The following is a 24,713-nucleotide window of genomic DNA, read 5'->3' as shown; positions in this document are numbered from 1 at the left end:
TCATATGTGAATTGTCAAGGTGCTCCGACTACTGAAAAGTAGTCGGGGATTTTTCTATCATACCTAAAAATTAAGCGCTTACATAAAGCCAGAGTTGTTAGCTCTGGTTTTCATTTTTAACAAAATTAAAAGAGGAGCCAGATTTCTCCGACTCCTCCAAGTATGTGTCCGCAAACACATACCCCAATTGCTATTCATTTTATCATAATCAAGAAAATAGTAAAAGCTTACTTTTTATATCTTAGTATTTTATCCCAGTTCTCTGGAAATCCCATATTTTTTAACAGCTGTTCTTTAGAAATGTGTGGACACTTTTTCAATGTATCATTTATCAGGCGAAGTAAATCCCTTTTAAATTTCTTAAAATCTTCATTCCCTATTAAATATCTCAATGCAATAACGGCTGCAAACAAATCACTTTTACCACTTACAAACTGTCCTTTTTTCTTGACAATCTTAAGTTTGTCGTGAAGTGGCATATCTGGAATTGTTTCACGGATTCTGAATGAATACAGACGTTCTCCATGTGCGCACACATTACGGCATCTGGCTACAATCGTAATCAACTGATGCAATTGTTTTTCTGTCAATCCACCAAAACGTTTACTGATTTTCGTTCTGATATCTGTAGGTGCATATTGATACATTTTAGATACTTGTCCAAAGGTAATGGCATTCATTGCTACCCAAAGTGGTACGTTTCCATATGTATTTACATGATGTGTTATGTACGCATAGCTGCTTGGAACAGATATTGATTTTGAAAGCGAATTCACAAGTCGCTTTACTTCATGTGCATTTTTCTTTGAAAGATTGTAATTATGTTCGTCTAAATATGCTGATTGATTCTCTCCATATTTTTCGCAAAAATAGTATGAAATCATGGATTTCATATGACGCTCCACATGGAGGATATATTTCAAAAACAATGTTCGGAGTTCTTCATCAAAATAATAGAATGCAACGATTTCTTCAAATGTAACTCCGTAAATATAATTACCTGATGCCGGATGCTTAAAAAGATTTTTGTATCCACCGATCAGAGAATAATAGCTTAGCTTTTCAAGAACTTCTTCAGCATATGCCAGATTTGTTATCGTAAGCTGCTTTTCATTCTGCAATTTATTCAATTGTTGCTCGTATGTAAAGAACGTCTTCGGCATAGCTGCATTTCTCCAATCTTGTCTTTAGTTGCAAAAAGGGAGCCCACGCATGAGCTCCCTGGGCTGTGGGCATCTCGAGATTCCACAGCACAACCACTACAAATAATATACAAAAATGACACAGAAATGTCAACGGTATTTTTTTGTAGGGTATTATATATTATATTCATTTTTTACTGACGTATTCTGATTATCGTTTACGTTGAAACATATGCACCATCATTTTCTGGAACAATTCCTGTTCATACTCATCCAAATCCATTCCCATATTTTGAAACATATTCATGACAAGTTTTGCCATATTCGTTTCATTAAACTTTGGATTCTTTTTTTTCTGAAACAATGCCTGTTTTCGCATATTAGCCAGTTGCTTTTGCAATTCTTCCGAACTAACATCCGAAAATGGTATATCAAATTCTTTTTTGATGTCCTTTAGAATTACGAGAAAAATACTTTTTATTTTCTCTATGTCCGCCTCTGTTCCGGTAATCTTTTGAGCATTGATTTCACGAATCCCATGTTGGGTTTCAATTTTGCAATCCGGATTTTCTTTGATAAGTTCCCTTAAACTTGCTGTACCCATATCTATGACAGCATTTCTGTTTGCGAATCCAGCATTATGTTCTTCCGTAAAATAGGAATTAATCGTATCAAGAAGTTGCGGGAAGTAACGGTGCTCCAACAATCTACTCAAAATATCTCCATTCACGTTCCCTTGTAACAACTGGAGCAGCGCCTTATTGGTCAATCCCAATTCTTCCAGTTCCACATTCCTTCTGATGCGAATATCCGATATGCAAAGCAAATAATCCGTCGAAACATTATAGTATTCTGCAAATTTTATAACCAAATCATGGCTGACTGCTTTTGTTTCTCCACGTTCAATACGACTTAACACGGATGCTTGTATATTCAATTCATCTGCAACTTCTTGCTGCGATTTCCCGGTGCCATTACGGAGATCACTCAGACGTTGATGGATATTATCTGCTGGTAATGATTTCATAGATTCATCCTTTCCAAACTTATACATTGTTGTAATTATGATTCCACAACTCAAAGTTTCATTGCTTTATTATTTCCAATAGTTTGCTTACATACCTGTCTGCATAATTTATTGAAAACTCTCCATGATACATATTAGGCAGAATTTGTATAAAACTACCCTGTAATTTTTCATGAATAAGCTTAGCAGATTTTTTTATTGAGTTATTTTCCTTCTCTCCCACAAAAATCCAGACAATTGCTTCGCAATCCCTAATACCATCTTTTAAAGAATATACAGAGTTTTCCTGCAAAAATGAAATCATATCACTCTTTGTAATTGCACAAGTATCTTTGTAATACTCATCAAACAAATTCGATTTTATTCGCAATGATTTGAATTGTAATTTTGAAAACCACTTATACTTTATCAAGTTATAACAACTGCCAAACGCCGGTTTAATCATAGAATATGTAAATTTTGAAGGTATCACAAGTGCACTTTCCACGATTGCATACTTACATATATTCTTATGTTGAGATAAAATCTCAAGCAAAATCTGCCCTCCAAGTGATAATCCTCCAATCAATAGAACTGAACCACCTAATTTATTATTTATAAATTCTATAATTTCCGAAGAATTATTCTCTATCGTTGTAAATGGTTTATCACAGCCTGCATGACCATCTATTATAGGTATAATTACATGATAATCCATTTGCAATCTTTCAGCAGCTTCTTTATAATTCCACCATGACAAACCGCCTCCGTGCAAGAGGACAATTACATCACTATTTTCTTTTCCGTATTCTATATAATTCGACCTCTTTCACCTCGCTTAAAAATCCATATTCAATTTTATGCTTTCCTTATCGGATGTCTTATAACCGTTTTCCATTTTTCCGGAGCAACCTTTCTTGCATCAGACATGTAAATCTCATGGTGCAACCGTTCCTCGCTCATATCGTTTACATAGCCATTCTGTTCCACATAATCATCCATTAATGCAACAGTTGCCGGTTCATCATCAAACGGTCCAAAGTGCATAATCTGAACACACAATCCCTCATCAATCGTAAGATATTCCGCTGCTGAACAATCCAATTTTTTCTTTTTCGTTGCTGTTTCAACTGCCCAATCAAAATTCTCTTTCGTAACAAAATCTGGTAATCGAATAACCGAAATCCAATTGAAAGCATCTTTATTTGCATAATCCACACCATGGACATCGTCTTGCCACCAGAAACCTTCCAGTGGCGGTACAACATATTCAAAAAATCCTTCAATCTTATACTCTGTCTTGTAACTCATTTTTAATGTGTATGCAACAGCATATAACACGCTAATTGCCTTTTGATATGCTCCACCTTCTTCATTCGGATTTCCTTTACCTCTGACAGCAATATAGTTAGCTTTTGGTACATTTACAATTGCTGGTTTGTTCTTCGGCATATAAAATTCTTTGTATTCTTTCTTAAAATCAAACGCCATATTTGCTCTCCCAACTTTCTTTCGTCATAAAATTCGTATGGCCAACCCTGATTTCATTCATCAAAGGTACTGGAACTTCATTGCAAGTATGATGATAAACAAAACCCACTTTCTCCTGAACACGTTTTGATTTGTTATTTCCATCATAGTAGCCGCACCAAATCGTTGTCATACCAAGAGTTTCAAAACCATGACGCAAAAGAGTTTTTACCGCTTCTGGCATATAACCTCTTCCCCAGAATGGCTTCCCAAGCCAATAGCCCAGTTCACATTCATCATCTCTTTCAGTCATATCTGTGTGTCCGTTCAATTTAAGTTCAACTGCGCCAATCGCTCTATCACTCCCTTTTTCGCAGATGGCATAGCACTCAGCACCAGTAAAAACATTCTTTATAACACTTAAACTTTCATTAATATCTTTGTGTGGCGGCCATCCGGCGATCGGACCAACCTCAGGGTCTTTCGCATATTCATACAAACTTTCTGCATCAGATTCTACCCAATGACGCAATATCAATCTATTTGTTTCTAACATCGTATAATCTCCCCTTGTTCTTTTCCTTGATTATAGCTCATCCGTTCATACTCTACAATTGCAAATTTGCAATTTCTCATCCTATACCCATTGCCAAATTGCAATCGCCGTGAATATCCAGGGTACTTTAAAAATTCGTGTTATCCTCGCCTTATCAAAAGAGCAGAAATTGCTCTCGCACCTTGACAATTAGAGAAACCGGAATCAGCGGTAACATACAACGAAAACAAGTTTTCGTTGTCGGCGTTTGTGATTTCACTCTTGCAAGCAAGTGAAATCACTGCACTGTATAATGACACTCACATCTAATAGGTGAAACTCCTTGGGGTGGCTCGGCAACCAACGGCGAGTTATGGATTCATCCATAAGAGGAACGTGAAAAACCGTTCACCAAAGAAACCGGAATCTCGGCTCAATCGATAAAGCTGCAAATGGGACTTGCAACAATAGGAACAGGATTTCATATATTGAATCAAGAATGCCCCGGCATTCTTGGGCGAGATGTGCACTGCGGTAGCAGTATCTACCTCTGCACATCTCTGCCATCCGCCGGAGGCATAATCGAGAGACACCGTCTCTCGAATTATAAGGCAGAGGGGATGTGATAACACTTGAGTAAACCAACCTATTATCTTTGGAAAAACGATTTTTCATCAACAGAAGAATATGAAACAGCAAAAGATAAATATAGGAAACTGGGATTTCGAGTTGTCACATATCTGGATGGACAGAATGATAAGAATATTCACGATGGATTAAAGGCGGTTATTAAGAATCACTTTCACGATACCTATGAGCCATGCCGGATGTAAATAATATACGTCACTGGGAGCTTGCTCACGAGTGTTCGTATATTATTTGCAGACGATAGGGCGATGCCCGTGACCGAGATGAAACGAAGTGGAATCGAGGTTGCATGGCTATAGCACCTTTCGATTTTCAAAAATTATATTTATTATTTACATTATTCATGTTAATATATTTCATATACAGAAAGGAAGTGAGTCTATGAACGCTGGATATGTACGTCTATCAAGAGATGATGACAAACGAAACTACGTTTCTATCGAAAATCAGAAATTAATTATTAACCAATTTGCGGCAGAAAATAACATGGTGATCGACCGCTGGTATGAAGATGATGGAGTATCTGGATATAAATTTGACCGTCCAGGCTTCAATCAATTAATGGAAGATTTAGATAAAGATATTGACCTCGTGTTTGTCAAAGATTTTTCCCGACTCGGGCGTCACAATGCCAAAGTGCTTCTTCTTCTCGATGATTTTCAGGAACGTGGAAAACAACTGATTGTCATAGATGATAATTATGATTCTATGCAGGCAGATGATGATACGATTGGTATTAAAACATGGTATAATGAGAGATATGTAAAAGACACCAGTAAAAAAATCAAACGTGCTCTTGGAGCTCGTCAAAAAGAGGGAACACTTATGACACAGCCGCCATTTGGATATAAACGAAATGAAAAAGACAAATCCATCATAGAAATCGTACCGAAAGAAGCGGAATATGTAAAAATGGTCTATGACCTATACTTAAAAGGTTCCGGCTATCGTATGATTGCCAACTATCTGACAGAAAACAAAGTTCCGACGCCTTCCATGGTTCGCCACGAACGAGAACTTGAAGAAGGCAAAGTTACCAAACGTCAGATTGCAACAGAATGGTCTGATTCTATGGTAAAAGATATGCTTGGAAATGATTTTTATATTGGTACACTTCGTTTGCGTAAACGTGCACGTTCTACCGTTCATGGAAAAGACAAGCGTGTGCCAAAGGATGAACAGTATGCTTTTGAAAATCATCACCCTGCTATCATTGATAAAGCTTCTTTTGATCTGATTCAGGAAATGAAAGAAAAACGTGTAAAGAACAATTATCGTGGAAGTCGTGGACAATGGATTGGTTCCGAAATACCAAATCCATTTGGAAGTTGTCTGTTCTGCAAAGATTGTGGAAGTCGTTTGACTCCAATTAAGAGAACCACTTCCAGCAGAGAACGTAAATATTATATCTGCACTACCTACAACACCAAAGGCAAGCGCCATTGCTCAAAAGCACATTTAATCGAAGAAAATGATTTGATGGGAGATGTTGTAACTTATATCAGCCTGTGTCGCAATGCTTTGTCAGAAGTCATTGCAACCTATGATATGAAAGATTTTGATTCTGAGAAAATAACACTTGAAGAAAAACGTACTGAAATTCAAAACAATATATCAGAACGCAAAAAACAGTTAAAAGTTCTTTTCACACAGAAAGTCAGAGATTTATCCAATGCTCATGGTAATGAAGATATCGTAAATGAAACTTACGATGCTCTGCAGCAGGATATTCTTTCCCAGATTCATGGATTGGAACTGCAGCTAAAAGAATTAAATGATATCAGTCTTGAGAATAAAGATGTAAAAGAAAAACTGGAAAATGCATTGCAGGTCGTAGATAAAATCATTGAAAAAGGAATTCTTGACCGTAAAGATATCGAAATCTTAATTGAGCGAATCGAAGTGGATGAAGAAGGCCTTCCGGAAATCGAATTAAAATATGGTCTGTCCGGACTGATTCAGTATAGTCCGGCACAGGAAATGAATCGTCGTGAAAACGAAATCATTTACCAGACCATGCGACTCATATATGAAGAAGAACGTGGGTTTACCTCTGCAAAATATTTATCAAAAGCACTGACTGATTTGGGTTATCCAAAGTCAAAGAAGAGTGTATTGCCTTATATTGGACTTATGATGGATATGGGAATCGTAGAATCAAGCGATAACTCATTGAAACCATACACGATTGTGAAAAGCAAGGAAGAATTACAGGAGATTATGAACCACTTCTTTTGTGAAAACCTTACTGATAACACGACAGGCTCTATATATGACCCAAATTTACATGGATATGGTGGCGACAGGCGGTATGCCGGAAATGGTTTTTGAGTATATTCTGAAACAAAACGGACTTGACCCGCAGAAGGATCTTTCCATTGATCAGAGTATTGATTTCGGTTCTACGGCAGCAGCTTTTGCAGGGGATGACTCTGCGGATTTTACAGTAGAGTTTGAGCCTTCTGCTACAGCTCTGGAAAAGGAGGGAACCGGTCATGTGGTTGCTTCGCTTGGGGTGGAGTCCGGATATGTGCCTTATACTTCTTACAGCGCAAAAACCAGCTATCTGAAAGAGTATCCGGATGTAATACAGAAGTTTACAAATGGTCTTCAGATGGGAATGGAGTTTGTGCGGGAGCATACACCGGAGGAGATCGCGCAGGTGATCGCGCCTCAGTTTCCGGAAACCGATATGGAAACGCTTACAACTATTGTAAAACGTTATCATGAACAGGATACCTGGAAAGAAAATCTTATATTTGAAAAGGAAAGCTTTGAGCTTTTGCAGGATATTCTGGAGGATGCAGGGGAACTAAGCAGGAGAATGCCCTATGAAAAGCTTGTTACAGTGGAATATGCGGAAAAAGCAGCAGAATGACAGAAATCTGCGATTTTTGATATTGACACTTTTTTTCTCCTGTGACACTATTAAATAAGAAAACGGAAGGAGAAAAAATATGTCGGACAAAAGACAATGCGGTGTGCTGCTGCCTGTCAGCAGCCTGCCGTCAAAATATGGAATCGGATGTTTTTCAAAAAGCGCCTATGATTTTGTAGACGCATTGAAGGCGGCAGGACAGAGCTGCTGGCAGATTCTGCCTCTGGGTCCTACCAGCTATGGTGATTCGCCCTATCAGTCATTTTCCACCTTTGCAGGCAATCCTTATTTTATCAGTCTGGAAGACCTGATCGAAGAGGGAGTTCTCACGCAAAAGGAGTGTGACGCAGTGGATTTTGGCAGTGATCCTGCCAGTGTGGATTATGCGAAGCTGTATAAGGGCCGGATTATTCTTCTTCGAAAGGCTTATGAGCGCAGTAATGTGGGGGAAAACGAGGAATTCAGACGCTTTCAGGAAGAAGAAGCCTGGTGGCTGAAGGACTATGCGCTTTTTATGGCTGTGAAGCAGAGATTTGAGGGAAAGCCCTGGAGTGAATGGGCGGAGGATATCCGCCTCAGATGGCAGAATGCTCTGGATTATTACAGACGTGAGCTGTACTTTGAAATTGAATTTCAGGAGTATATGCAGTTTAAATTCAGGCAGCAGTGGATGAAGCTGAAAGCCTATGCCAATAAACAGGGAATTGAGATCATTGGAGATATTCCCATTTATGTTGCCATGGACAGTGCAGATACCTGGGCAAACCCGTGGCTGTTTAAGCTGGATGAAAATAATTGTCCCACACAGGTTGCCGGTTGTCCTCCGGACGGTTTTTCAGCAACGGGACAGCTTTGGGGGAATCCCCTTTATAACTGGGAGGTGCACAGAAACTCCGGATTTGAGTGGTGGATCAAACGGATCGAAAACTGTTTCCGCCTTTATGATGTAGTAAGAATCGACCATTTCCGTGGATTTGATGAGTATTATGCAATTCCTTATGGGGATAAAACTGCGGAACACGGATGGTGGGAAAAAGGACCGGGCATTGATTTGTTCCGGGCAGTTTCTGTAAGGCTGGGGGCAAGAAAGATTATTGCGGAAGATCTGGGATATATGACAGATTCTGTGAAGCGTCTTGTAGAGGAAAGCGGCTATCCCAATATGAAGGTTATTGAGTTTGCTTTTGATGAAAGAGACACAGGAAATGCAAGCGATTACCTTCCTCATAATTATCCGGAAAACTGCGTGGTTTATACAGGTACACATGACAACGAAACGCTATTGTCCTGGTTCCGGGATATTACGCCCAAAGAACGCAGACAGGTAAGAGAATATCTGAATAATTTTTACGGTTCAGACCGGGAAATCTGTCAGGATCTGATCTGTCTTGTTATGAGAAGTGTGGCAAAGCTCTGTGTAATTCCCATGCAGGACTATCTGTATCTGGACAATTCCGCCCGGATGAACCAGCCTTCCACACTGGGAAATAACTGGAAGTGGAGACTGATCCCGGGACAGTTTACAGAAAACCTTCAAAAAGAAATGAAAGTGCTTGCAAAAAGATACGGCAGGCAGTAGGATGCGGTGCAAAAAAAGCCTACGGAATGTTCCGAAGGCTTTTTACCGTAAGCAGATAACGGGAATCGAACCCGCCTCCCCAGCTTGGGAAGCTGGTGTTCTACCGATGAACTATATCTGCATGAATTTATTATAGCACCGGAGTTTTTTTGATTCAAGAAAAATTCAGAAAATACTTTGAGAAAAGTTGGGTTTTGTTACTGGGCACAGGTTACATCCTGCGAGATGTTTTGGCTCTGCATATAAAAGTCCCGGGGCATACAGGGAAAAATGCCATTACCGAAGGTGACTCAGAATGCATTTTGATTCATACTTCAGACAATTTAAAAGTATTGTCCTGTATGGGAGCTTGCAGGCAGAAGGCGGATATGATCAGAAGAGTATCCGGAAATACCTGAAAATGAAAGGGAGAGAAAATGAAAAAGGAAGTGAATCATGCCATACGGAAACGGTTTAATGAAGTGATCTATCATGTTGCGCGTTATATGGAAATTTTGCTGTCTGTTGTGATTCTGGGAGTGATCGCACTGGTCGGTATCCGGTTGGTCTGTGATGTGACGAGCAGAGAAATCCTCAGTATGAATGTGGATTTCTTTACGGAATTTCTTGCAAATGCGCTGTCTCTTGTTGTTGGAGTGGAGTTTGTAAAAATGCTCTGCAGACATTCTGCTCAGACCGTTGTGGAGGTTCTTATGTTTGCAACAGCAAGGCAGATGGTAGTAGAGCATCTGAGAACCTGGGAGACGCTGATAGGAGTGATCGCCATTGGGATTTTATTTGCGATCCGCAAGTTTCTGATGACAGAAGTAGACGACATGGTGTACCATGAGAGAAATAAAAGAAAAGAGGAAAAACAATCATGAAAATAGGATTTATCGGATGCGGAAACATGGCTTCAGCTATGATCGGCGGAATTTTGAAAAAGGGAATTGTAAAAAAAGAAGAGATCATTGTGTCTAATCTTACAGAGGCAGGGTCAAGACGGAGCCGTGAAAAGCTGGGTGTGGAGACAACTATGGACAACCGTCAGGTGGTTACACAGGCAGAAATTGTATTTCTTGCAGTAAAGCCACAGTTTTATGAAGAGGTTCTCACAGAGATCAAAGATCTTTTGACAGAAAAGCATATTCTGGTGGGAATTGCCCCGGGTAAAACACTGAAATGGTTGGAAGATACCTGTGGCTGCCCAGTAAAAACAGTACGTCTGATGCCAAATACTCCGGCTCAGGTGGGCGCAGGCATGACAGCAGGCTGCTGCAACGACCGGGTAACGGAGGAGGAAGCGCAGAAGATCAGAGAGATTGCAGAAAGCTTTGGAAGATTTGAATTTATTCCAGAGAGACTGATGGATGCGTTCAGCGCAGTATGCGGATGTTCACCGGCTTATGTATTTATGTTTATTGAGGCGATGGCAGACGCTGCAGTTGCTCAGGGGCTTCCAAGAAGTCAGGCGTATTCTTTTGCGGCGCAGGCAGTGATGGGAAGCGCAAAAATGGTACTGGAAACAGGAAGGCATCCTGCTGAACTGAAAGACATGGTATGCTCTCCGGCGGGAAGTACCATTGAGGGAGTTCGGATTCTGGAAGATAAGGGAATGAGAAGCGCTGTGTTTGAGGCTCTTACAGGGGCGGCAGAAAAAGGAAAACGTCTGTAAAATAAAATATCAGGATTTATTTTTTGTAAAATTGTGTTAAAGAACAGAATGTGCTAAACTATTTCCTGTAAGGGAGGTTTAGCACATGTTTTTTATTCAGAAACTTCTTGAACAGTCTATGAGGCTGGAAAATAGCAGGAAGCTGGCAATACGGATTGTGGGGAAGCTTCTGGGGATCATTCCGGTATTTTGCAGCAGATATCTGGAAAAAAGGCTGACAAGCGGAAAGTGGAATCCTGCAAAAAAGTGGAGAAAAGTGCGGCCGTGTATAAAGAGAAGGCGCAGAAGAAAAATGAGACAGTATAGTAAAAGATATAAATAAAGGTGTCCATATGGGAAAAAGGATACCTGAAAAAACTGCCATGCAGCCGGATAAAAGGCAGAGGATTATTTTTCAATAAGACCACGGCTTAAAGTACTGTTGTGATATCTGGAGGAAAAAGTGACATCCTCCCCGAACCAGTCAGGAGGACAGTAGGATTCTGCTTCTTCCTGAGAGGAAAATTCTACTTCAGCCAGAAGAAGACCTTCATATTCCTGATGAAACACATCAAGCTCAATAGTCAGCCTGTTTTTTTCCGGGATAAGGTATCTCGTTTTTGAGATTACAAGTCCGTCAGCCTTGGGTTTCAGGTGAAGATAGGCATCTTTAGTCAGAGGAAGATTGTATTCTTCCCGTGTCATGAATCCCTTTGATTTATAAGTAAGATAATATTCGTCGTCCTGTCTGCGGATGCGTACAACCGGTTCGGTACAGAGGTAGCCCTGCTCAATTTCATGACAGGGATATTGTGCCAGGTTATCGGGAAACCGGTCTTTTTTTATAAGAAATTTTCTTTCTATTTCCATAACATACTCCTTTTGCTTAAATGAAAAATAACTGTAAACGGGAAAGCTTAAATCATTGTAACAATTTCTTCTGTTTGTTTCTGTGCGGCGGGTAAATTGCTCATTTTCCTGTTTTATACTCCAATAAAGCTGCGCGCAGTTTTATGATATGTGTTTTGATATTTTCAGCCGGGGTCAATAATCTGTATTATTATATCATGGGGAGAGCTTTCCGTCACGTGATTTTGCTGATGTTCAACGGACTATAAGTAACCAGCGCAGCCGCCTGCAGGTAATATTCCGCAAGGTATTTTTGGCTGTTTTTGACAAAAATATATATACAGGACAAAATGCATTCCAGATTGTTTTCGTAAAGGGAGATAGCCGAACAATATTTCTTGTATGCCGGTGGAAAAAAGTGGTATACTTACATACATATGGAAAGGGACATGAACCCTGACAGACGGGAGGATTTATTTATGAGCAGAGTATATATTTTTCTGGCAGACGGATTTGAGGATATTGAAGGACTGACTGTTGTGGATCTTATGAGAAGAGCGGGAATTGAGGCGGTTACAGTTTCTATTAAGGAAACAAGGGAGATTACGACTTCACATGGGATTGAGATGAAAACGGATCGTGTTTTTTCAGAAACAGATTTTTCAGATGCAGATATGCTGGTACTTCCGGGAGGAATGCCGGGAACAAAATATCTGGGTGAGCATCAGCCCCTTACAGGCCTTCTCACAGAGTATTATGCAAAAGGCGGAAAGGTTGCAGCCATCTGCGCAGCCCCAAGTGTTTTTGCAAAGCTGGGATTTCTGAAAAACAGAAAGGCGACCTCCTATCCTTCTTTTATGGATCAGCTTGACGGAGCTGAAACCTGTGAGGATCCTGTTGTTGTAGACGGAAATGTGACTACCAGCCGCGGCCTTGGAACTGCGGTTCCTTTTGCTCTCAGCCTGATCGCGCAGCTTATGGGAGAGGAAAAGGCGCAGGAAATCGCAGAATCCATTGTATACAGGGGATAGAGGTCTATAAGGGAACATAAAACTGAAAAAAACTCTGGTGTTTTTATGTCAGTTGTGCTATACTTCGATAATGACTGTAATTGTATCTTTTTTTAAGAGGATACACTTGCCTGAAATGCTGAAACACAGGCAAAAATAGAGTAAATTTTAAAAATAGAATCAGAACCTGACAAGTTTAAGGAGGAACAGGAAACATGAGTTTACAGGTAGAAAAAATGGAAAAAAACATGGCGAAACTTACAATTGAGGTTTCCGCTGAAGAATTAGACAAGGCAATGCAGAATGCATACCTGAAAGCAAGAGGCAAAATCTCCATTCCGGGATTCCGTAAAGGCAAAGCTCCGAGAAAAATGATCGAGCAGATGTACGGAAAAGGAATTTTCCTTGAGGACGCTGCAAACGCTCTGATTCCGGAACACTACAGCAAAGCTCTTGAGGAGTGCGACCTTGAGATTGTTTCCCAGCCGGAGATTGACGTAACTCAGGCTGAGCCGGGAAAAGCTTTCATCTTCACAGCAGAAGTAGCTGTAAAACCGGAAGTAACACTTGGCGAGTACAAGGGTGTTGAGGTTCCGAAGTCTGAGACAGAAGTAACAGACGAGGACATTGATGCTGAGATCAAAAAAGAGCAGGAGAAAAACTCCAGAACTGTAACTGTTGAGGATCGCGGAGCAGAGAACGGCGATATCACAACAATCGACTTTGAGGGATTTGTAGACGGCGTTGCTTTTGAAGGCGGCAAAGGAACAGATTATCCGCTGACACTTGGTTCCGGTTCCTTTATTCCGGGATTCGAGGATCAGCTTGTAGGCGCTAAAGCAGGAGATCACGTAGAAGTAAACGTAACTTTCCCTGAGGAATATCAGGCAGCAGAGCTTGCAGGCAAAGCAGCAGTATTCCAGTGCGATGTGAAGAAAGTAGAAACAAAAGAGCTTCCGGAGCTTGATGACGATTTCGCTCAGGACGTTTCCGAGTTTGACACTCTTGCAGAGTACAGAGAGGACGTTAAGAAAAACCTTACAGAGAAAAAAGAAAAAGAAGCACGCGCAGCAAAAGAAAATGCAGCAGTAGATAAAGCAATTGAGAACGCTGAGATGGAAATTCCGGACGCTATGCTCAACACACAGGTTCGTCAGATGATGAATGATTTTGCATCCAGAATGCAGTCTCAGGGTCTGACTATGGAGCAGTACTTCCAGTTCACAGGAATGACAGCAGAGAAGATGCAGGAAGAGATGAAACCGCAGGCTCTGAAGAGAATCCAGACAAGACTTGTTCTTGAAAAGATCGCAGAGACTGAGAACATTGAGGTTTCTGAGGACGAAGTAAACGAAGAAATCAGCAAGATGGCTGAAATGTACAAAATGGAAGCTGACAAATTAAAAGAGCTTCTTGGAGACCGTGAATTAGAGCAGATGAAGAAAGACATGGCTGTACAGAAAGCAGTTACTCTTGTAGCAGACGAGGCAAAGGAAGCGTAAAAAGCGCAAGCGGACATCTTTTGAATCCACTGTGACGCGACGAATGGAGGCATATATATGAGTTTAGTACCTTATGTCATTGAGCAGACAAGCAGGGGAGAGAGAAGCTACGACATTTATTCAAGACTTCTGAAAGACAGGATTATTTTTCTGGGTGAGGAAGTGAATGACGTAAGCGCCAGTATCATTGTGGCACAGCTTCTGTTTCTGGAAGCAGAGGATCCGGGCAAGGATATTCAGCTTTATATCAACAGTCCGGGAGGTTCTGTTACCGCAGGTATGGCAATTTACGACACCATGAAATACATTAAGTGCGATGTATCCACCATCTGCCTTGGAATGGCAGCCAGCATGGGCGCATTCCTTCTGGCAGGAGGAACAAAGGGCAAGAGATTTGCTCTTCCGCACTCTACCATTATGATTCACCAGCCGTCCGGCGGCGCTCAGGGTCAGGCTACAGAAATCCAGATTGTGGCAGATCACATCGCTCAGACAAAGCGCACCTTAAATGAAATGCTGGCTGAGAATACAGGACAGCCTCTTGAAGTGGTTGAAAAGGATACAGACCGCGACAATTATATGACTGCAGAAGAAGCAAAGGCATATGGTCTGATTGACGGCGTTGTTGAACATAAATAAAAAAGACTAAAGAGAAGACTCCTTTAACAGGGAGTCTTGTCTTGCTTTTATCTCAGCATATCAATATAGAAAGGAATAGAGAAATATCCATGGCAGATAAGATAAGAGAAGGAAAGGTCAGATGCTCTTTTTGTAATAAATCCGAGGATCAGGTACGGAAGCTGATCGCAGGCCCGGAGGGAGTGTTCATCTGTGATGAATGCATCGGAATCTGTGCGGAGATTATGGAAGAGGAGCTGGCCCAGTATGGTCCGGAGGATGATTTTGACACGGATATCAACCTTCTGAAACCAGAGGAAATCCACAAAATCCTGGATGATTATGTAATCGGACAGGAGGATGCAAAAAAAGCTCTGTCTGTGGCAGTTTATAATCATTATAAAAGAATTACCGCAGCAAGAAATCTGGATGTGGAGCTTCAGAAAAGCAATATTCTGATGCTTGGCCCAACAGGTTCCGGAAAAACTCTTCTGGCTCAGACTCTGGCCCGCCTTCTGAACGTTCCGTTTGCAATCGCTGATGCCACCACCCTGACAGAAGCCGGATATGTAGGAGAGGATGTGGAAAATATCCTTCTGAAGATCATCCAGGCAGCTGACTATGACATTGAGCGGGCACAGTACGGAATCATTTATATTGATGAGATTGACAAGATCACCAGAAAAGCTGAAAACGCATCCATTACCCGTGATGTATCCGGCGAGGGTGTACAGCAGGCTCTTCTTAAGATCCTTGAGGGAACTGTTGCCAGCGTTCCGCCTCAGGGAGGAAGAAAGCATCCGCATCAGGAGTTTATTCAGATAGACACAACAAACATCCTGTTTATCTGCGGCGGCGCCTTTGACGGAATCGAAAAGATCATTGAGGCCCGTCAGGATACCAAAGCTATTGGGTTTGGGGCCGAGGTTACGGCAAAAGAGGAAAGAAATGTAGGCGAAGTTCTGAAGCAGGTAATGCCGGAGGATTTCATAAAATTCGGACTGATCCCGGAATTTATCGGACGAGTGCCTATTGTTGTCACTCTGGACGGACTGGATGAAAAAGCTCTGATCCGTATCCTCCGTGAGCCGAAAAATTCTCTTACCAAACAGTACCACAAGCTGTTTGAGCTGGATGGAGTAGAGCTTGATTTCCAGGATGAGGCTCTGGAGCTGGTGGCAAAAAAATCTCTGGAAAGAAAAACAGGCGCCAGAGGACTTCGCTCCATTATGGAAACATCCCTGATGGATCTGATGTATAAGGCGCCTTCAGACAATACGATCCGTAAGGCAATTATTACAAAAGAGGCTGTTGAAGGAACAGGAGAGCCGGAGATCATTTATGGAGAAGCCCCGGCAGCACAGCCTTCCGCGAGAAGAAATTCACGTTCCAGGAAAAAGGGCAAACCGGAAACAGCCTGAGGAAGGAAATGACAGCAAATGACGCAGCCAATTAACACTTTGCCGGCGATCGCCCTTCGGGGAACAACGATCCTGCCGGAAATGATCGTTCACTTTGACATAAGCAGAGAGCGTTCCATAAAAGCTGTAGAAGCGGCAATGCTTCGCAGACAGGAGATTTTTCTGGTGACGCAGAAAGATCCGGAAACAGAGAATCCCGGAATTTCAGATCTGTACAGAGTGGGCACCATTGCATATATCAAACAGGTAGTAAAGCTTCCCCATGATCTTCTGCGGGTTCTGGTAGAAGGCCGGGAGAGAGCCGAGCTTTTATCTCTTGTTCAGGAAGAAACGTTTCTGGAAGCGGAAATATCCGGTTCCACGCAGGAAGGGGCTCAATATGCAGACACTGTGCGGGAGGCTATGTACAGAGGAATTCATGGTCTGTTTCATCAGTATTGTATGGAAAGCGGCAAGGTCAGCCGGGAGCTGGCAGCCCAGATCATGAATATCGAAAACCTTGAAGAGCTGATGACACAGATTTCCGTAAATATTTCCCTTACCTGGCAGAACAAGCAGAAGCTTCTGGAGGCCGCTACTCTTGAGGAACGGTATGAAGTTCTTGGAGGGATCCTTCAGAATGAAATTGAAGTTTTCAAGGTAGGACAGGATCTTCAGAAAAAACTGAAGCTCAGGGTTGATAAAAACCAGCGGGAATATATTCTGAGAGAACAGTTAAAGCTGATCCGTGAGGAACTTGGAGAAGAAAGTGTTTCCGATATGGCGGATGAGTATGGGAAAAAACTGGAACAGCTGGATGCTCCTGCGGAAGTAAAGGAAAAGCTTACAAAGGAGATCAGCCGTTACCGCTCCATGAGCGGCAGCTCGGCAGAAAGTCCTGTACTTGGAACTTATATTGAAACACTTCTGGCGCTTCCCTGGAACAGCCGTTCTGAGGATTCTGATGATCTGGCAGAAGCATGGAAAATCCTTGAAGAAGGGCATTACGGACTGAAAGAGGTCAAAGAAAGGATCATGGAATTTCTTTCTGTGAGAAAGCTGACAAAGGGCGGAAAAAGTCCTATCCTCTGTCTGGTAGGACCTCCGGGAACCGGTAAGACTTCCATTGCGAAGTCGGTGGCAGAGGCTCTTCACAAAAAATATGTCCGCATCTGTCTGGGCGGTGTCCGGGATGAAGCTGAGATCAGAGGGCATAGAAGAACCTATGTAGGTGCCATGCCGGGAAGGATCACGGCGGCTCTGCAGCAGGCAGGAGTCAGCAATCCTCTGATGCTACTGGATGAAATAGACAAGACCGGAAGCGACCACAGAGGCGATACAGCTTCAGCGCTTCTGGAGGTTCTTGATCCGGAGCAGAACAGCCGCTTTAATGATCATTACGTGGAAGTGCCACAGGATCTTTCCGAGGTTCTATTTATTGCCACAGCCAATGATATTCAGGAGATTCCACGTCCCCTTCTTGACCGTATGGAGGTTCTGGAGATTTCCGGCTATACGGAAAATGAAAAAGAACATATTGCAAAGGATCACCTGATTCCAAAGCAGATGGAGGTCAACGGACTTCCAAAGGGAAGTCTGTCGATACAGACGCCAGCTCTTCGGAAAATCATTAATCTTTATACCAAAGAAGCCGGAGTCCGGTCTCTGGAAAGAAAGATCGCGCAGATCTGCCGCAGGGCAGCCCGTGAGATCATGGAAAACGGACAGGACAAGGTAAAGGTCACCACAAAGAATCTGGATAAGTTCCTGGGAAAAAGCCGTTATTCCTATATGATGGCAAATAAAAAGGATGAGATCGGTATTGCAAGAGGCCTTGCATGGACACAGGTCGGCGGCGATACGCTGCAGATAGAGGTCAATGTGATGCCTGGAAAGGGCGAGCTGGCGCTGACCGGACAGCTGGGAGATGTGATGAAGGAATCCGCGCAGGCAGGTATTTCCTTTATCCGTTCCATTGCAGACCAGTATAAGATAGGACCGGAGTTTTTCCAGGAAAACGACATTCATGTACATATTCCGGAGGGAGCAGTTCCAAAGGACGGTCCCTCAGCCGGAATCACCATGGCCACAGCCATGCTGTCTGCGATTATCAAAAAGCCAGTAAGAGCAGACGTGGCAATGACAGGAGAAATTACTTTGAGAGGCCGTGTGCTTCCTATTGGCGGGCTGAAGGAGAAGCTTCTGGCAGCCAGATATGCAAAAATAAAAGAAGTCCTTGTTCCGGCAGAAAACAGAGTGGATGTGGAAGAGCTGGATCAGGAGATCCTTGACGGTCTGAAGATTTCTTTTGTAGATACCATGACAGATGTGCTTCACCGAGCGCTGAGTAAATAACAAGATCCCGGGTCCGTGAAAGGAGCCGGACAGGAGAGGAAACAAATGGTTATAAAACAGGCGGAATTAGATATTGTTTGCGGTATTACCAGCAAACTTCCTGATACGGGAATGCCGGAAGTGGCGTTTGCCGGAAAATCCAATGTGGGGAAATCCTCCCTGATCAACGGTCTGATGAACCGGAAGTCTCTGGCCCGCACCAGCGGACAGCCGGGCAAAACACAGACCATCAACTTTTATAAGATCAATGGCGAAAGGTACCTGGTAGACCTTCCCGGATATGGATATGCCCGGGTATCTCAGGCGGAAAAAGAAAAATGGGGAAAGATGATTGAGAAGTATCTTCATACTTCAAAAAATCTGAAAGCCGTGTTTCTTCTGATCGATATCCGTCATGAACCGTCTGCCAATGACTGTCAGATGTATGAGTGGATTCTCCATAACGGTTATGAACCGATCATCATAGCCACCAAACTGGATAAATTAAAAAGAAGTCAGATCCAGAAGCATCTGAAAATGATAAAAGAAGGACTTCAGCTGAAAAAAGGAAGCACAGTGATTCCTTTTTCCGCTGAAACCAAGCAGGGAAGAGACGAAATCTGGGAAGTGATCGAATCTCTTACAGACGGCAAAGAGCCTTCTGAGGAAGTCTGAAAGGATACGGATATGGGAATCATCAAAGCATTGAAACTGGGATTTGATTATTTTAAATATGATGACGACGGAAACATACAGGAGACTCAGAGAGCTGTGGACGAAGTGAGCGTGGATATTCAGGAAGGTGAGTTTGTGGCTGTTCTGGGACATAACGGATCCGGAAAATCCACATTTGCCAAGCATATTAACGCACTGCTTCTTCCTACGGAGGGAACTATATGGATCGATAACATGGATACCATGAAGGAGCCGGAGCTGTGGAAGATCCGGCAGAAAGCAGGAATGGTATTTCAGAATCCTGATAATCAGATCATTGGAACTGTTGTGGAGGAAGACGTGGGATTCGGACCGGAAAATATGGGGATTCCCACAGAAGATATCTGGAAACGGGTAGATGAAAGTCTTCAGAAAACCGGAATGGCAGCATATCGCCACCATTCGCCCAACAAGCTTTCCGGCGGACAGAAGCAGAGGGTTGCCATTGCAGGAGTCATGGCAATGCGTCCAAGATGTATTGTACTTGACGAACCTACAGCCATGCTGGATCCAAACGGCAGGAAAGAGGTTCTGGAAGCAGTGCATCAGCTGAACAGACAGGAAAAAGTAACAGTAGTTCTGATCACTCACTACATGGAGGAAGTCATTGACGCAGACCATGTATATGTTATGGACGAGGGCCATGTAGTAATGGAGGGAACTCCAGGAGAGATTTTCTCCCAGGTGGACATGCTGAAAAAATACAGACTGGACGTACCTCAGGTAACGCTCCTTGCCCATGAACTGAAAAAATCCGGGGTGGATATTCCGGATGGAATCCTTACTACGGAAGAGCTGGTGAATTGCTTATGTCAATAGAATTAAAAAATATCACATACACCTACAGTCCAGGAACTGCCTATGAGATCCATGCGCTGAAGGATATTAATCTGGAAATTCCGGACGGACAGTTTATCGGAGTGATCGGTCATACTGGAAGTGGAAAATCCACACTGATCCAGCATCTGAATGCTCTGATCCGCCCTACATCCGGCTCTGTTCTCTACAATGGGGAAGATGTTTGGGAAGAAAAATATGACAGGCGGAAGTTAAGAAGTCAGGTTGGCCTGGTATTTCAGTATCCGGAGCATCAGCTTTTTGAGAGCGATGTGCTTTCTGACGTGTGTTTTGGCCCCATGAATCAGGGAATGAGCCGTGAAGAAGCAGAGGCTGAAGCAAAAAAAGCGCTTCTTCAGGTTGGATTTAAAGAAAAAAATTTCAGTAAATCGCCTTTTGAACTTTCCGGAGGTCAGAAAAAAAGAGTTGCCATTGCAGGCGTTCTTGCCATGAATCCCAAAATCCTGATCCTGGATGAGCCTACAGCCGGACTTGATCCCAAAGGCCGGGACGAGATCCTGGATCAGATATCAGAGCTTCATAAGGCTCGTGGAATCACCATCATTCTTGTATCCCACAGCATGGAAGACGTGGCAAAATATGTAGAGCGTCTGATCGTGGTAAACCGTGGACAGATTGCCTTTGACGATACTCCAAGAGAGGTGTTCAGCCATTATCAGGAGCTGGAGGCTATGGGACTGGCAGCGCCTCAGATTACCTATATTATGCATGCCCTGAAACAGAAAGGGCTGAAAGTAGATCCCAATGCGACAACTGTGGAGGAGGCGAGGGACGATATTCTCAGAGCGCTGAAAGAAGCAGGCTCTCCTCTTTTGAAGGGAGGAAATGAGAAATGATCAGAGACATTACGATTGGCCAGTATTATCCTGCGGATTCCCCTCTTCATAAACTGGATCCCAGGACAAAGCTGATGGGAACCCTTGTTTTTATTATTTCTGTGTTCCTGTTCAATACGATTCCGGGGTATGCAGTGGCAACAGTATTTCTGGCTGCTGTAATAAAAATATCAAAGGTTCCTGTAAAATTTATTTTTAAGGGTCTGAAAGCAATTTTCATTATCCTGATCATCACCATGGTGTTTAATGTATTTCTGACACCAGGTGAGGTGCTCTGGAGTTTTGGTTTCCTTAAAGCCACAAGAGAGGGAATTTCACTGGCCGGAAAGATGGCGATCCGTCTGATCTACCTGGTGATCGGTTCTTCTCTTATGACGCTGACCACAACGCCAAATCAGCTTACAGACGGTCTGGAGAGAGGTCTGCGTCCTCTGAATAAGATTCATGTGCCGGTTCATGAAATTGCAATGATGATGTCCATTGCCCTTCGGTTTATTCCCATACTTCTGGAGGAAACAGACAAGATCATGAAGGCGCAGATCGCAAGAGGAGCAGATTTTGAGAATGGAAATCTGGTCCAGAAGGTGAAAAATATGGTTCCTCTTCTGGTGCCTCTGTTTATCTCCGCATTTCGCCGGGCAAATGATCTTGCTATGGCAATGGAAGCAAGATGCTATCACGGAGGAGATCAGAGAACTCAGATGAAACCTCTTCATTATGAAAAAAGAGATCATGTAACCTATATGATACTGGCTTTGTATCTTGCAGTTGCAATCGGATTTCGGGTGGCAGGAATATGAAAAGAGTAGGACTTGTAGTTGCCTATGACGGCACAAATTACTGCGGCTGGCAGATCCAGCCAAATGGAATCACTATCCAGGGAGTTCTCAATGATACATTGTCAGAACTTCTTGGTGAAAAAATAGAAACCATAGGAGCAAGCCGCACAGACGCAGGAGTACATGCCCTTGGGAATGTTGCTGTGTTCGACACAAACACAAAAATTCCCGGAGAAAAAATTTCCTATGCGCTGAATCAGAGGCTTCCGGAGGACATCCGCATACAGCTTTCCGAGGAAGTAGAACCGGATTTTCACCCAAGATACTGTGACAGTGAAAAAACTTATGAGTACAGGATCCTCAACAGGAAATTCCCCGTGCCTACAGAAAGACTTTATTCTTATTTTTATCATTATAAGCTTGATGTGGAAAAAATGAGAGAAGCTACCTCTTATCTGATTGGCCGTCATGATTTTGCAAGCTTCTGTGGTACAGGAGCCCAGGTAAAATCAACAGTCCGGACAGTGACGGGAATTGATGTATGGAGGGACGGAGATATTGTTACTATCCGTGTTTCCGGGGAAGGATTTCTGTACAATATGGTAAGAATTATTGCAGGAACTCTGATACAGGTGGGAAACGGACAGTATCCGCCGGAGAGAGTCCGCGAGATTCTTAATGCCTGCGACCGTTCTGTTTCCGGCCCTACAGCGCCGGCTCACGGACTGACTCTTATGGGAATTGAATTTTTTGATTCATAAAAATGAAAGATCATTTACACTTATATGCAATGATAGTGACAGTTCCTTTTCCGGGATAGCGCTTCATTGCATATTTTTCTGGAAAAGCTTCAATAAGATCAGGAAGCTTCATAAAGCCGTAGGTGCGGGCGTCAAAGTCCGGTTTTGCACGTTTGATATACTGACCGGCAGAGCTGACATTGACATAGCGGTCATCATCCTGATATTTATCCCAGGCAATTTTCAGAAGCTTGTGAATATCCCGCAGCTCGTCGGTATTTGACTGTTCTTCCGGATCGCTGCCAGCAGTTTCTTTTCGTCCGTTTGTTTTGCTTTCCGATCTGGAAGAAGAGATTTCTGAGGATTTGCTCATGTTTTCCAGGAATAGAAATTCATCGCAGGCATTGCGAAAAGCAGAGGGAGTTTTCTTCTCGCCTACGCCCATTACATACACGCCGGATTCATGGAGCCGGATAGCAAGAGGGGTGTAGTCGCTGTCGCTGGCAACGATCACAAAAGCGTCATAGATTTCTTTGTGGAGCAGATCAAGAGTGTCAATGACCAGCGCCATATCCGTGGCGTTTTTGCCGGAAACATAGTCAAACTGCTGCTCTGCTTTGATGGCAAGTCTTTTCAGTTCATCTTCCCAGTTTTTCAGAGCTTCTTTTCTCCAGTTTCCGTAGGCTCTTTTTACAACAATGCGTCCATAAGCAGAGAGTTCCTGTATTACAGTTTCCAGTTTGGAAAGCTGAGTGTTGTCTGCATCGATCAGCAGAGCGATTTTTTCAAGATTCTTCATAATGGGCTATTCTCCTGTTTAAAATTCTGTCATAAAAGCTGAAATGGATATGTCCTGAAAACAGATAGTTTTCTGTATAGATTTATATATGCAATATAGCATTTTTTCGGTTAAAAGTAAATATTTCTGGAATTTTATCATAGAATGTGTTAGAATCGAGGGAATGAAACAGGAGTAGGAGATGGAAATATGATTCAGTTTTTTGCTTCGATTTTTATTAAAAACAGGCAGGATTACAGTTCTCCGGCAGTGAGACAGGCATACGGGACTCTCTGCGGTGCTGTGGGGATCGGGCTAAATATCCTGCTTTTTCTGGGAAAATGGATGGCCGGATTTTTGAGCGGTTCCATAGCCATTACTGCAGATGCATTTAACAACCTTTCTGATGCGGGCTCCTCAATCATAACCCTGATCGGTTTCCGGATCTCCGGACAGAGACCAGATCCGGAACATCCTTTCGGACACGGAAGAATGGAGTATATTTCAGGACTTCTGGTATCAGTTGCCATACTTGTTATGGGATTTGAGCTTGTAAAGTCTTCCATAGAAAAGCTGATCCATCCGGAGCCGGTAGAAAGCAGCCCTGTGATCATAGGTATTTTGGCTGTGTCCATTCTGGTAAAGGTATATATGTTTTATTATAACCGGGCCGTAGGGAAAAAAATAGAAAGCGCTGCAATGAAAGCGACTGCAATGGACAGTTTAAGCGACACCGTTTCCACAGCCCTTGTTCTGGCGGCTACGGTGATCAGCCAGTTTACAGGACTTCTTCTGGATGGATGGTTTGGTATTCTGGTGGGACTGTTTATTCTGTATACAGGGGCCTCTACCATAAAGGAAACCATGGATCTTCTTCTGGGGCAGCCGCCAAAGGAAGAATTTATTGAAGAGATCAGAGATATTGTTACCTCTCATAAACTGGTATATGGAATCCATGACCTGATCGTCCACGATTATGGTCCGGGCCGTCTGATGATCTCACTTCATGCGGAAGTAGATGCAGAGGGGGATATCCAGGAAATACATGAACAGATTGACCATATTGAACATGAGCTTCAGGAAAAGCTTCACTGTTCTGCTACTATTCACATGGATCCCATTGTTACCGATGATGAAGAGATTCTGGATATGCAGGAAAAGGTAAGAGCTGTTGTAAAGACAACAGATGAATCGTTCAGTATGCATGATTTCCGAATGGTAAAGGGCCCTACCAATACGAATCTGATTTTTGATGTGTCTGTACCAAGCTGCTGTCAGAAGACAGATAATGAAATTATGAATAACCTGAAAGAAAAAATTAAAGAACTGCCCGGAGGCCAGTATTCTCCGGTGATTCAGATTGATCATGAGTATTACTGACAGAAAGAGGCAGGGTATAATTGG

The 24,713-nt window shown here is 42.7% G+C and carries 25 protein-coding genes and 1 tRNA gene; 18 read left to right on the top strand and 8 right to left on the bottom strand.

Annotation, left to right across the window (positions count from 1 at the left end):
- Window positions 1–227 precede the first annotated feature (227 nt).
- From NSA57_RS07950 to NSA57_RS07930, 5 genes are all read right to left on the bottom strand, one after another.
- Window positions 228–1,163 (bottom strand): Abi family protein, encoded by a 936-nt coding sequence (locus NSA57_RS07950; protein WP_257464511.1) that lies wholly within the window; start codon window positions 1,161–1,163, stop codon window positions 228–230.
- 190 nt (window positions 1,164–1,353) lie between these two features.
- On the bottom strand, window positions 1,354–2,169 hold the full coding sequence (locus NSA57_RS07945; protein ID WP_257464510.1) for a helix-turn-helix domain-containing protein: 816 nt from the start codon (window positions 2,167–2,169) through the stop codon (window positions 1,354–1,356).
- Between the two features lie 58 nt (window positions 2,170–2,227).
- Window positions 2,228–2,923, bottom strand: a complete 696-nt coding sequence (locus NSA57_RS07940) for an alpha/beta hydrolase (protein ID WP_330671314.1) — start codon at window positions 2,921–2,923, stop codon at window positions 2,228–2,230.
- Between the two features lie 83 nt (window positions 2,924–3,006).
- Window positions 3,007–3,639 (bottom strand): GyrI-like domain-containing protein, encoded by a 633-nt coding sequence (locus NSA57_RS07935; protein WP_257464508.1) that lies wholly within the window; start codon window positions 3,637–3,639, stop codon window positions 3,007–3,009.
- Entirely contained in the window at window positions 3,629–4,174 is a 546-nt protein-coding gene (locus NSA57_RS07930; RefSeq protein ID WP_257464507.1) for a GNAT family N-acetyltransferase, read from the bottom strand. The genes NSA57_RS07935 and NSA57_RS07930 overlap by 11 nt, the downstream gene beginning before the upstream one ends.
- A 611-nt stretch (window positions 4,175–4,785) precedes the next feature.
- Here NSA57_RS07930 and NSA57_RS07925 point away from each other — a divergent pair.
- The 4 genes from NSA57_RS07925 to malQ all read left to right on the top strand — a co-directional run bounded on the left by NSA57_RS07925 (window position 4,786) and on the right by malQ (window position 9,258).
- On the top strand, window positions 4,786–4,986 hold the full coding sequence (locus NSA57_RS07925; RefSeq protein WP_257464506.1) for a hypothetical protein: 201 nt from the start codon (window positions 4,786–4,788) through the stop codon (window positions 4,984–4,986).
- Between the two features lie 196 nt (window positions 4,987–5,182).
- Window positions 5,183–7,132: a recombinase family protein gene (locus NSA57_RS07920; protein ID WP_257464505.1), complete on the top strand. Its 1,950-nt coding sequence runs from the start codon at window positions 5,183–5,185 to the stop codon at window positions 7,130–7,132.
- Entirely contained in the window at window positions 7,074–7,679 is a 606-nt protein-coding gene (locus tag NSA57_RS07915) for an ABC transporter substrate-binding protein (protein WP_257464504.1), read from the top strand. The genes NSA57_RS07920 and NSA57_RS07915 overlap by 59 nt, the downstream gene beginning before the upstream one ends.
- 79 nt (window positions 7,680–7,758) lie before the next feature.
- Window positions 7,759–9,258 (top strand): 4-alpha-glucanotransferase, encoded by a 1,500-nt coding sequence (gene malQ / locus NSA57_RS07910; RefSeq protein ID WP_257464503.1) that lies wholly within the window; start codon window positions 7,759–7,761, stop codon window positions 9,256–9,258.
- A gap of 50 nt (window positions 9,259–9,308) precedes the next feature.
- Here malQ and NSA57_RS07905 read toward each other — a convergent pair.
- A tRNA-Gly gene (locus NSA57_RS07905) sits at window positions 9,309–9,379 on the bottom strand.
- A 295-nt stretch (window positions 9,380–9,674) separates the two neighbouring features.
- Here NSA57_RS07905 and NSA57_RS07900 point away from each other — a divergent pair.
- From NSA57_RS07900 to NSA57_RS07890, 3 genes are all read left to right on the top strand, one after another.
- Complete coding sequence (locus tag NSA57_RS07900) at window positions 9,675–10,121, top strand: transporter (protein WP_147598344.1); 447 nt, start codon at window positions 9,675–9,677, stop codon at window positions 10,119–10,121.
- Window positions 10,118–10,912, top strand: coding sequence for a pyrroline-5-carboxylate reductase (gene proC, locus NSA57_RS07895; RefSeq protein ID WP_257464502.1), 795 nt, complete (start codon window positions 10,118–10,120; stop codon window positions 10,910–10,912). Before NSA57_RS07900 ends, proC begins: the two co-directional genes overlap by 4 nt.
- Before the next feature lie 85 nt (window positions 10,913–10,997).
- Window positions 10,998–11,234, top strand: a complete 237-nt coding sequence (locus NSA57_RS07890) for a hypothetical protein (protein WP_257464501.1) — start codon at window positions 10,998–11,000, stop codon at window positions 11,232–11,234.
- A gap of 65 nt (window positions 11,235–11,299) precedes the next feature.
- On the opposite strand, the gene NSA57_RS07885 is transcribed toward NSA57_RS07890, so the two are convergent.
- A complete protein-coding gene (locus tag NSA57_RS07885) occupies window positions 11,300–11,761 on the bottom strand; it encodes a CYTH domain-containing protein (protein WP_257464500.1) in 462 nt (153 codons plus the stop codon).
- A gap of 458 nt (window positions 11,762–12,219) precedes the next feature.
- Here NSA57_RS07885 and NSA57_RS07880 point away from each other — a divergent pair, with 458 nt between their 5' ends.
- The 10 genes from NSA57_RS07880 (at window position 12,220) to truA (ending at window position 22,552) form a co-directional block, all read left to right on the top strand.
- A complete protein-coding gene (locus NSA57_RS07880; protein ID WP_257464499.1) occupies window positions 12,220–12,771 on the top strand; it encodes a DJ-1 family glyoxalase III in 552 nt (183 codons plus the stop codon).
- Between the two features lie 194 nt (window positions 12,772–12,965).
- Window positions 12,966–14,252: a trigger factor gene (gene tig, locus NSA57_RS07875; RefSeq protein ID WP_173751826.1), complete on the top strand. Its 1,287-nt coding sequence runs from the start codon at window positions 12,966–12,968 to the stop codon at window positions 14,250–14,252.
- Between the two features lie 57 nt (window positions 14,253–14,309).
- Window positions 14,310–14,891, top strand: coding sequence for an ATP-dependent Clp endopeptidase proteolytic subunit ClpP (clpP, locus tag NSA57_RS07870; RefSeq protein ID WP_138270627.1), 582 nt, complete (start codon window positions 14,310–14,312; stop codon window positions 14,889–14,891).
- A gap of 89 nt (window positions 14,892–14,980) precedes the next feature.
- Window positions 14,981–16,291: an ATP-dependent Clp protease ATP-binding subunit ClpX gene (clpX, locus tag NSA57_RS07865; protein ID WP_022068102.1), complete on the top strand. Its 1,311-nt coding sequence runs from the start codon at window positions 14,981–14,983 to the stop codon at window positions 16,289–16,291.
- Between the two features lie 18 nt (window positions 16,292–16,309).
- The gene (gene lon, locus NSA57_RS07860; protein ID WP_173751825.1) at window positions 16,310–18,625 is read left to right on the top strand and encodes an endopeptidase La; all 2,316 of its coding nucleotides are present in this window, start codon (window positions 16,310–16,312) and stop codon (window positions 18,623–18,625) included.
- A gap of 45 nt (window positions 18,626–18,670) precedes the next feature.
- Window positions 18,671–19,279 (top strand): ribosome biogenesis GTP-binding protein YihA/YsxC, encoded by a 609-nt coding sequence (gene yihA, locus NSA57_RS07855; protein WP_147598337.1) that lies wholly within the window; start codon window positions 18,671–18,673, stop codon window positions 19,277–19,279.
- 12 nt (window positions 19,280–19,291) lie between these two features.
- Window positions 19,292–20,137 carry an energy-coupling factor transporter ATPase gene (locus NSA57_RS07850; protein WP_147598336.1) on the top strand — a complete coding sequence of 282 codons (846 nt, stop codon included), beginning with the start codon at window positions 19,292–19,294 and terminating at the stop codon, window positions 20,135–20,137.
- Entirely contained in the window at window positions 20,128–21,012 is an 885-nt protein-coding gene (locus NSA57_RS07845) for an energy-coupling factor transporter ATPase (protein WP_147598335.1), read from the top strand. The genes NSA57_RS07850 and NSA57_RS07845 overlap by 10 nt, the downstream gene beginning before the upstream one ends.
- Window positions 21,009–21,812 (top strand): energy-coupling factor transporter transmembrane component T family protein, encoded by an 804-nt coding sequence (locus NSA57_RS07840; RefSeq protein WP_257464497.1) that lies wholly within the window; start codon window positions 21,009–21,011, stop codon window positions 21,810–21,812. Before NSA57_RS07845 ends, NSA57_RS07840 begins: the two co-directional genes overlap by 4 nt.
- Window positions 21,809–22,552 carry a tRNA pseudouridine(38-40) synthase TruA gene (gene truA / locus NSA57_RS07835; RefSeq protein WP_022068107.1) on the top strand — a complete coding sequence of 248 codons (744 nt, stop codon included), beginning with the start codon at window positions 21,809–21,811 and terminating at the stop codon, window positions 22,550–22,552. The genes NSA57_RS07840 and truA overlap by 4 nt, the downstream gene beginning before the upstream one ends.
- Before the next feature lie 10 nt (window positions 22,553–22,562).
- Here the strand turns inward: truA and NSA57_RS07830 are convergent, their stop codons facing one another.
- Window positions 22,563–23,330 (bottom strand): NYN domain-containing protein, encoded by a 768-nt coding sequence (locus NSA57_RS07830; protein WP_147598334.1) that lies wholly within the window; start codon window positions 23,328–23,330, stop codon window positions 22,563–22,565.
- A 189-nt stretch (window positions 23,331–23,519) separates the two neighbouring features.
- Between NSA57_RS07830 and NSA57_RS07825 the strand changes: the two genes are divergently transcribed.
- Window positions 23,520–24,689, top strand: coding sequence for a cation diffusion facilitator family transporter (locus NSA57_RS07825; RefSeq protein ID WP_257464496.1), 1,170 nt, complete (start codon window positions 23,520–23,522; stop codon window positions 24,687–24,689).
- The last annotated feature ends 24 nt before the right edge of the window (window positions 24,690–24,713 follow it).

The organism is Blautia caecimuris (assembly GCF_024622975.1).
GTDB lineage: Bacteria > Bacillota > Clostridia > Lachnospirales > Lachnospiraceae > Blautia_A > Blautia_A caecimuris.
The sequence above is the reverse complement of the archived record's forward strand: the minus strand, read 5'-3'. Positions and strand labels throughout refer to the sequence as shown.

Coding starts and splice junctions, on each gene's coding strand:
- NSA57_RS07950 (WP_257464511.1), bottom strand. CDS start 1,163: ATGCCGAAGACGTTCTTTACATACGAGCAACAATTGAATAAATTGCAG.
- NSA57_RS07945 (WP_257464510.1), bottom strand. CDS start 2,169: ATGAAATCATTACCAGCAGATAATATCCATCAACGTCTGAGTGATCTC.
- NSA57_RS07935 (WP_257464508.1), bottom strand. CDS start 3,639: ATGGCGTTTGATTTTAAGAAAGAATACAAAGAATTTTATATGCCGAAG.
- NSA57_RS07930 (WP_257464507.1), bottom strand. CDS start 4,174: ATGTTAGAAACAAATAGATTGATATTGCGTCATTGGGTAGAATCTGAT.
- NSA57_RS07920 (WP_257464505.1), top strand. CDS start 5,183: ATGAACGCTGGATATGTACGTCTATCAAGAGATGATGACAAACGAAAC.
- NSA57_RS07915 (WP_257464504.1), top strand. CDS start 7,074: ATGACCCAAATTTACATGGATATGGTGGCGACAGGCGGTATGCCGGAA.
- malQ (WP_257464503.1), top strand. CDS start 7,759: ATGTCGGACAAAAGACAATGCGGTGTGCTGCTGCCTGTCAGCAGCCTG.
- NSA57_RS07900 (WP_147598344.1), top strand. CDS start 9,675: ATGAAAAAGGAAGTGAATCATGCCATACGGAAACGGTTTAATGAAGTG.
- proC (WP_257464502.1), top strand. CDS start 10,118: ATGAAAATAGGATTTATCGGATGCGGAAACATGGCTTCAGCTATGATC.
- NSA57_RS07890 (WP_257464501.1), top strand. CDS start 10,998: ATGTTTTTTATTCAGAAACTTCTTGAACAGTCTATGAGGCTGGAAAAT.
- NSA57_RS07885 (WP_257464500.1), bottom strand. CDS start 11,761: ATGGAAATAGAAAGAAAATTTCTTATAAAAAAAGACCGGTTTCCCGAT.
- NSA57_RS07880 (WP_257464499.1), top strand. CDS start 12,220: ATGAGCAGAGTATATATTTTTCTGGCAGACGGATTTGAGGATATTGAA.
- tig (WP_173751826.1), top strand. CDS start 12,966: ATGAGTTTACAGGTAGAAAAAATGGAAAAAAACATGGCGAAACTTACA.
- clpP (WP_138270627.1), top strand. CDS start 14,310: ATGAGTTTAGTACCTTATGTCATTGAGCAGACAAGCAGGGGAGAGAGA.
- clpX (WP_022068102.1), top strand. CDS start 14,981: ATGGCAGATAAGATAAGAGAAGGAAAGGTCAGATGCTCTTTTTGTAAT.
- lon (WP_173751825.1), top strand. CDS start 16,310: ATGACGCAGCCAATTAACACTTTGCCGGCGATCGCCCTTCGGGGAACA.
- yihA (WP_147598337.1), top strand. CDS start 18,671: ATGGTTATAAAACAGGCGGAATTAGATATTGTTTGCGGTATTACCAGC.
- NSA57_RS07850 (WP_147598336.1), top strand. CDS start 19,292: ATGGGAATCATCAAAGCATTGAAACTGGGATTTGATTATTTTAAATAT.
- NSA57_RS07845 (WP_147598335.1), top strand. CDS start 20,128: ATGTCAATAGAATTAAAAAATATCACATACACCTACAGTCCAGGAACT.
- NSA57_RS07840 (WP_257464497.1), top strand. CDS start 21,009: ATGATCAGAGACATTACGATTGGCCAGTATTATCCTGCGGATTCCCCT.
- truA (WP_022068107.1), top strand. CDS start 21,809: ATGAAAAGAGTAGGACTTGTAGTTGCCTATGACGGCACAAATTACTGC.
- NSA57_RS07830 (WP_147598334.1), bottom strand. CDS start 23,330: ATGAAGAATCTTGAAAAAATCGCTCTGCTGATCGATGCAGACAACACT.
- NSA57_RS07825 (WP_257464496.1), top strand. CDS start 23,520: ATGATTCAGTTTTTTGCTTCGATTTTTATTAAAAACAGGCAGGATTAC.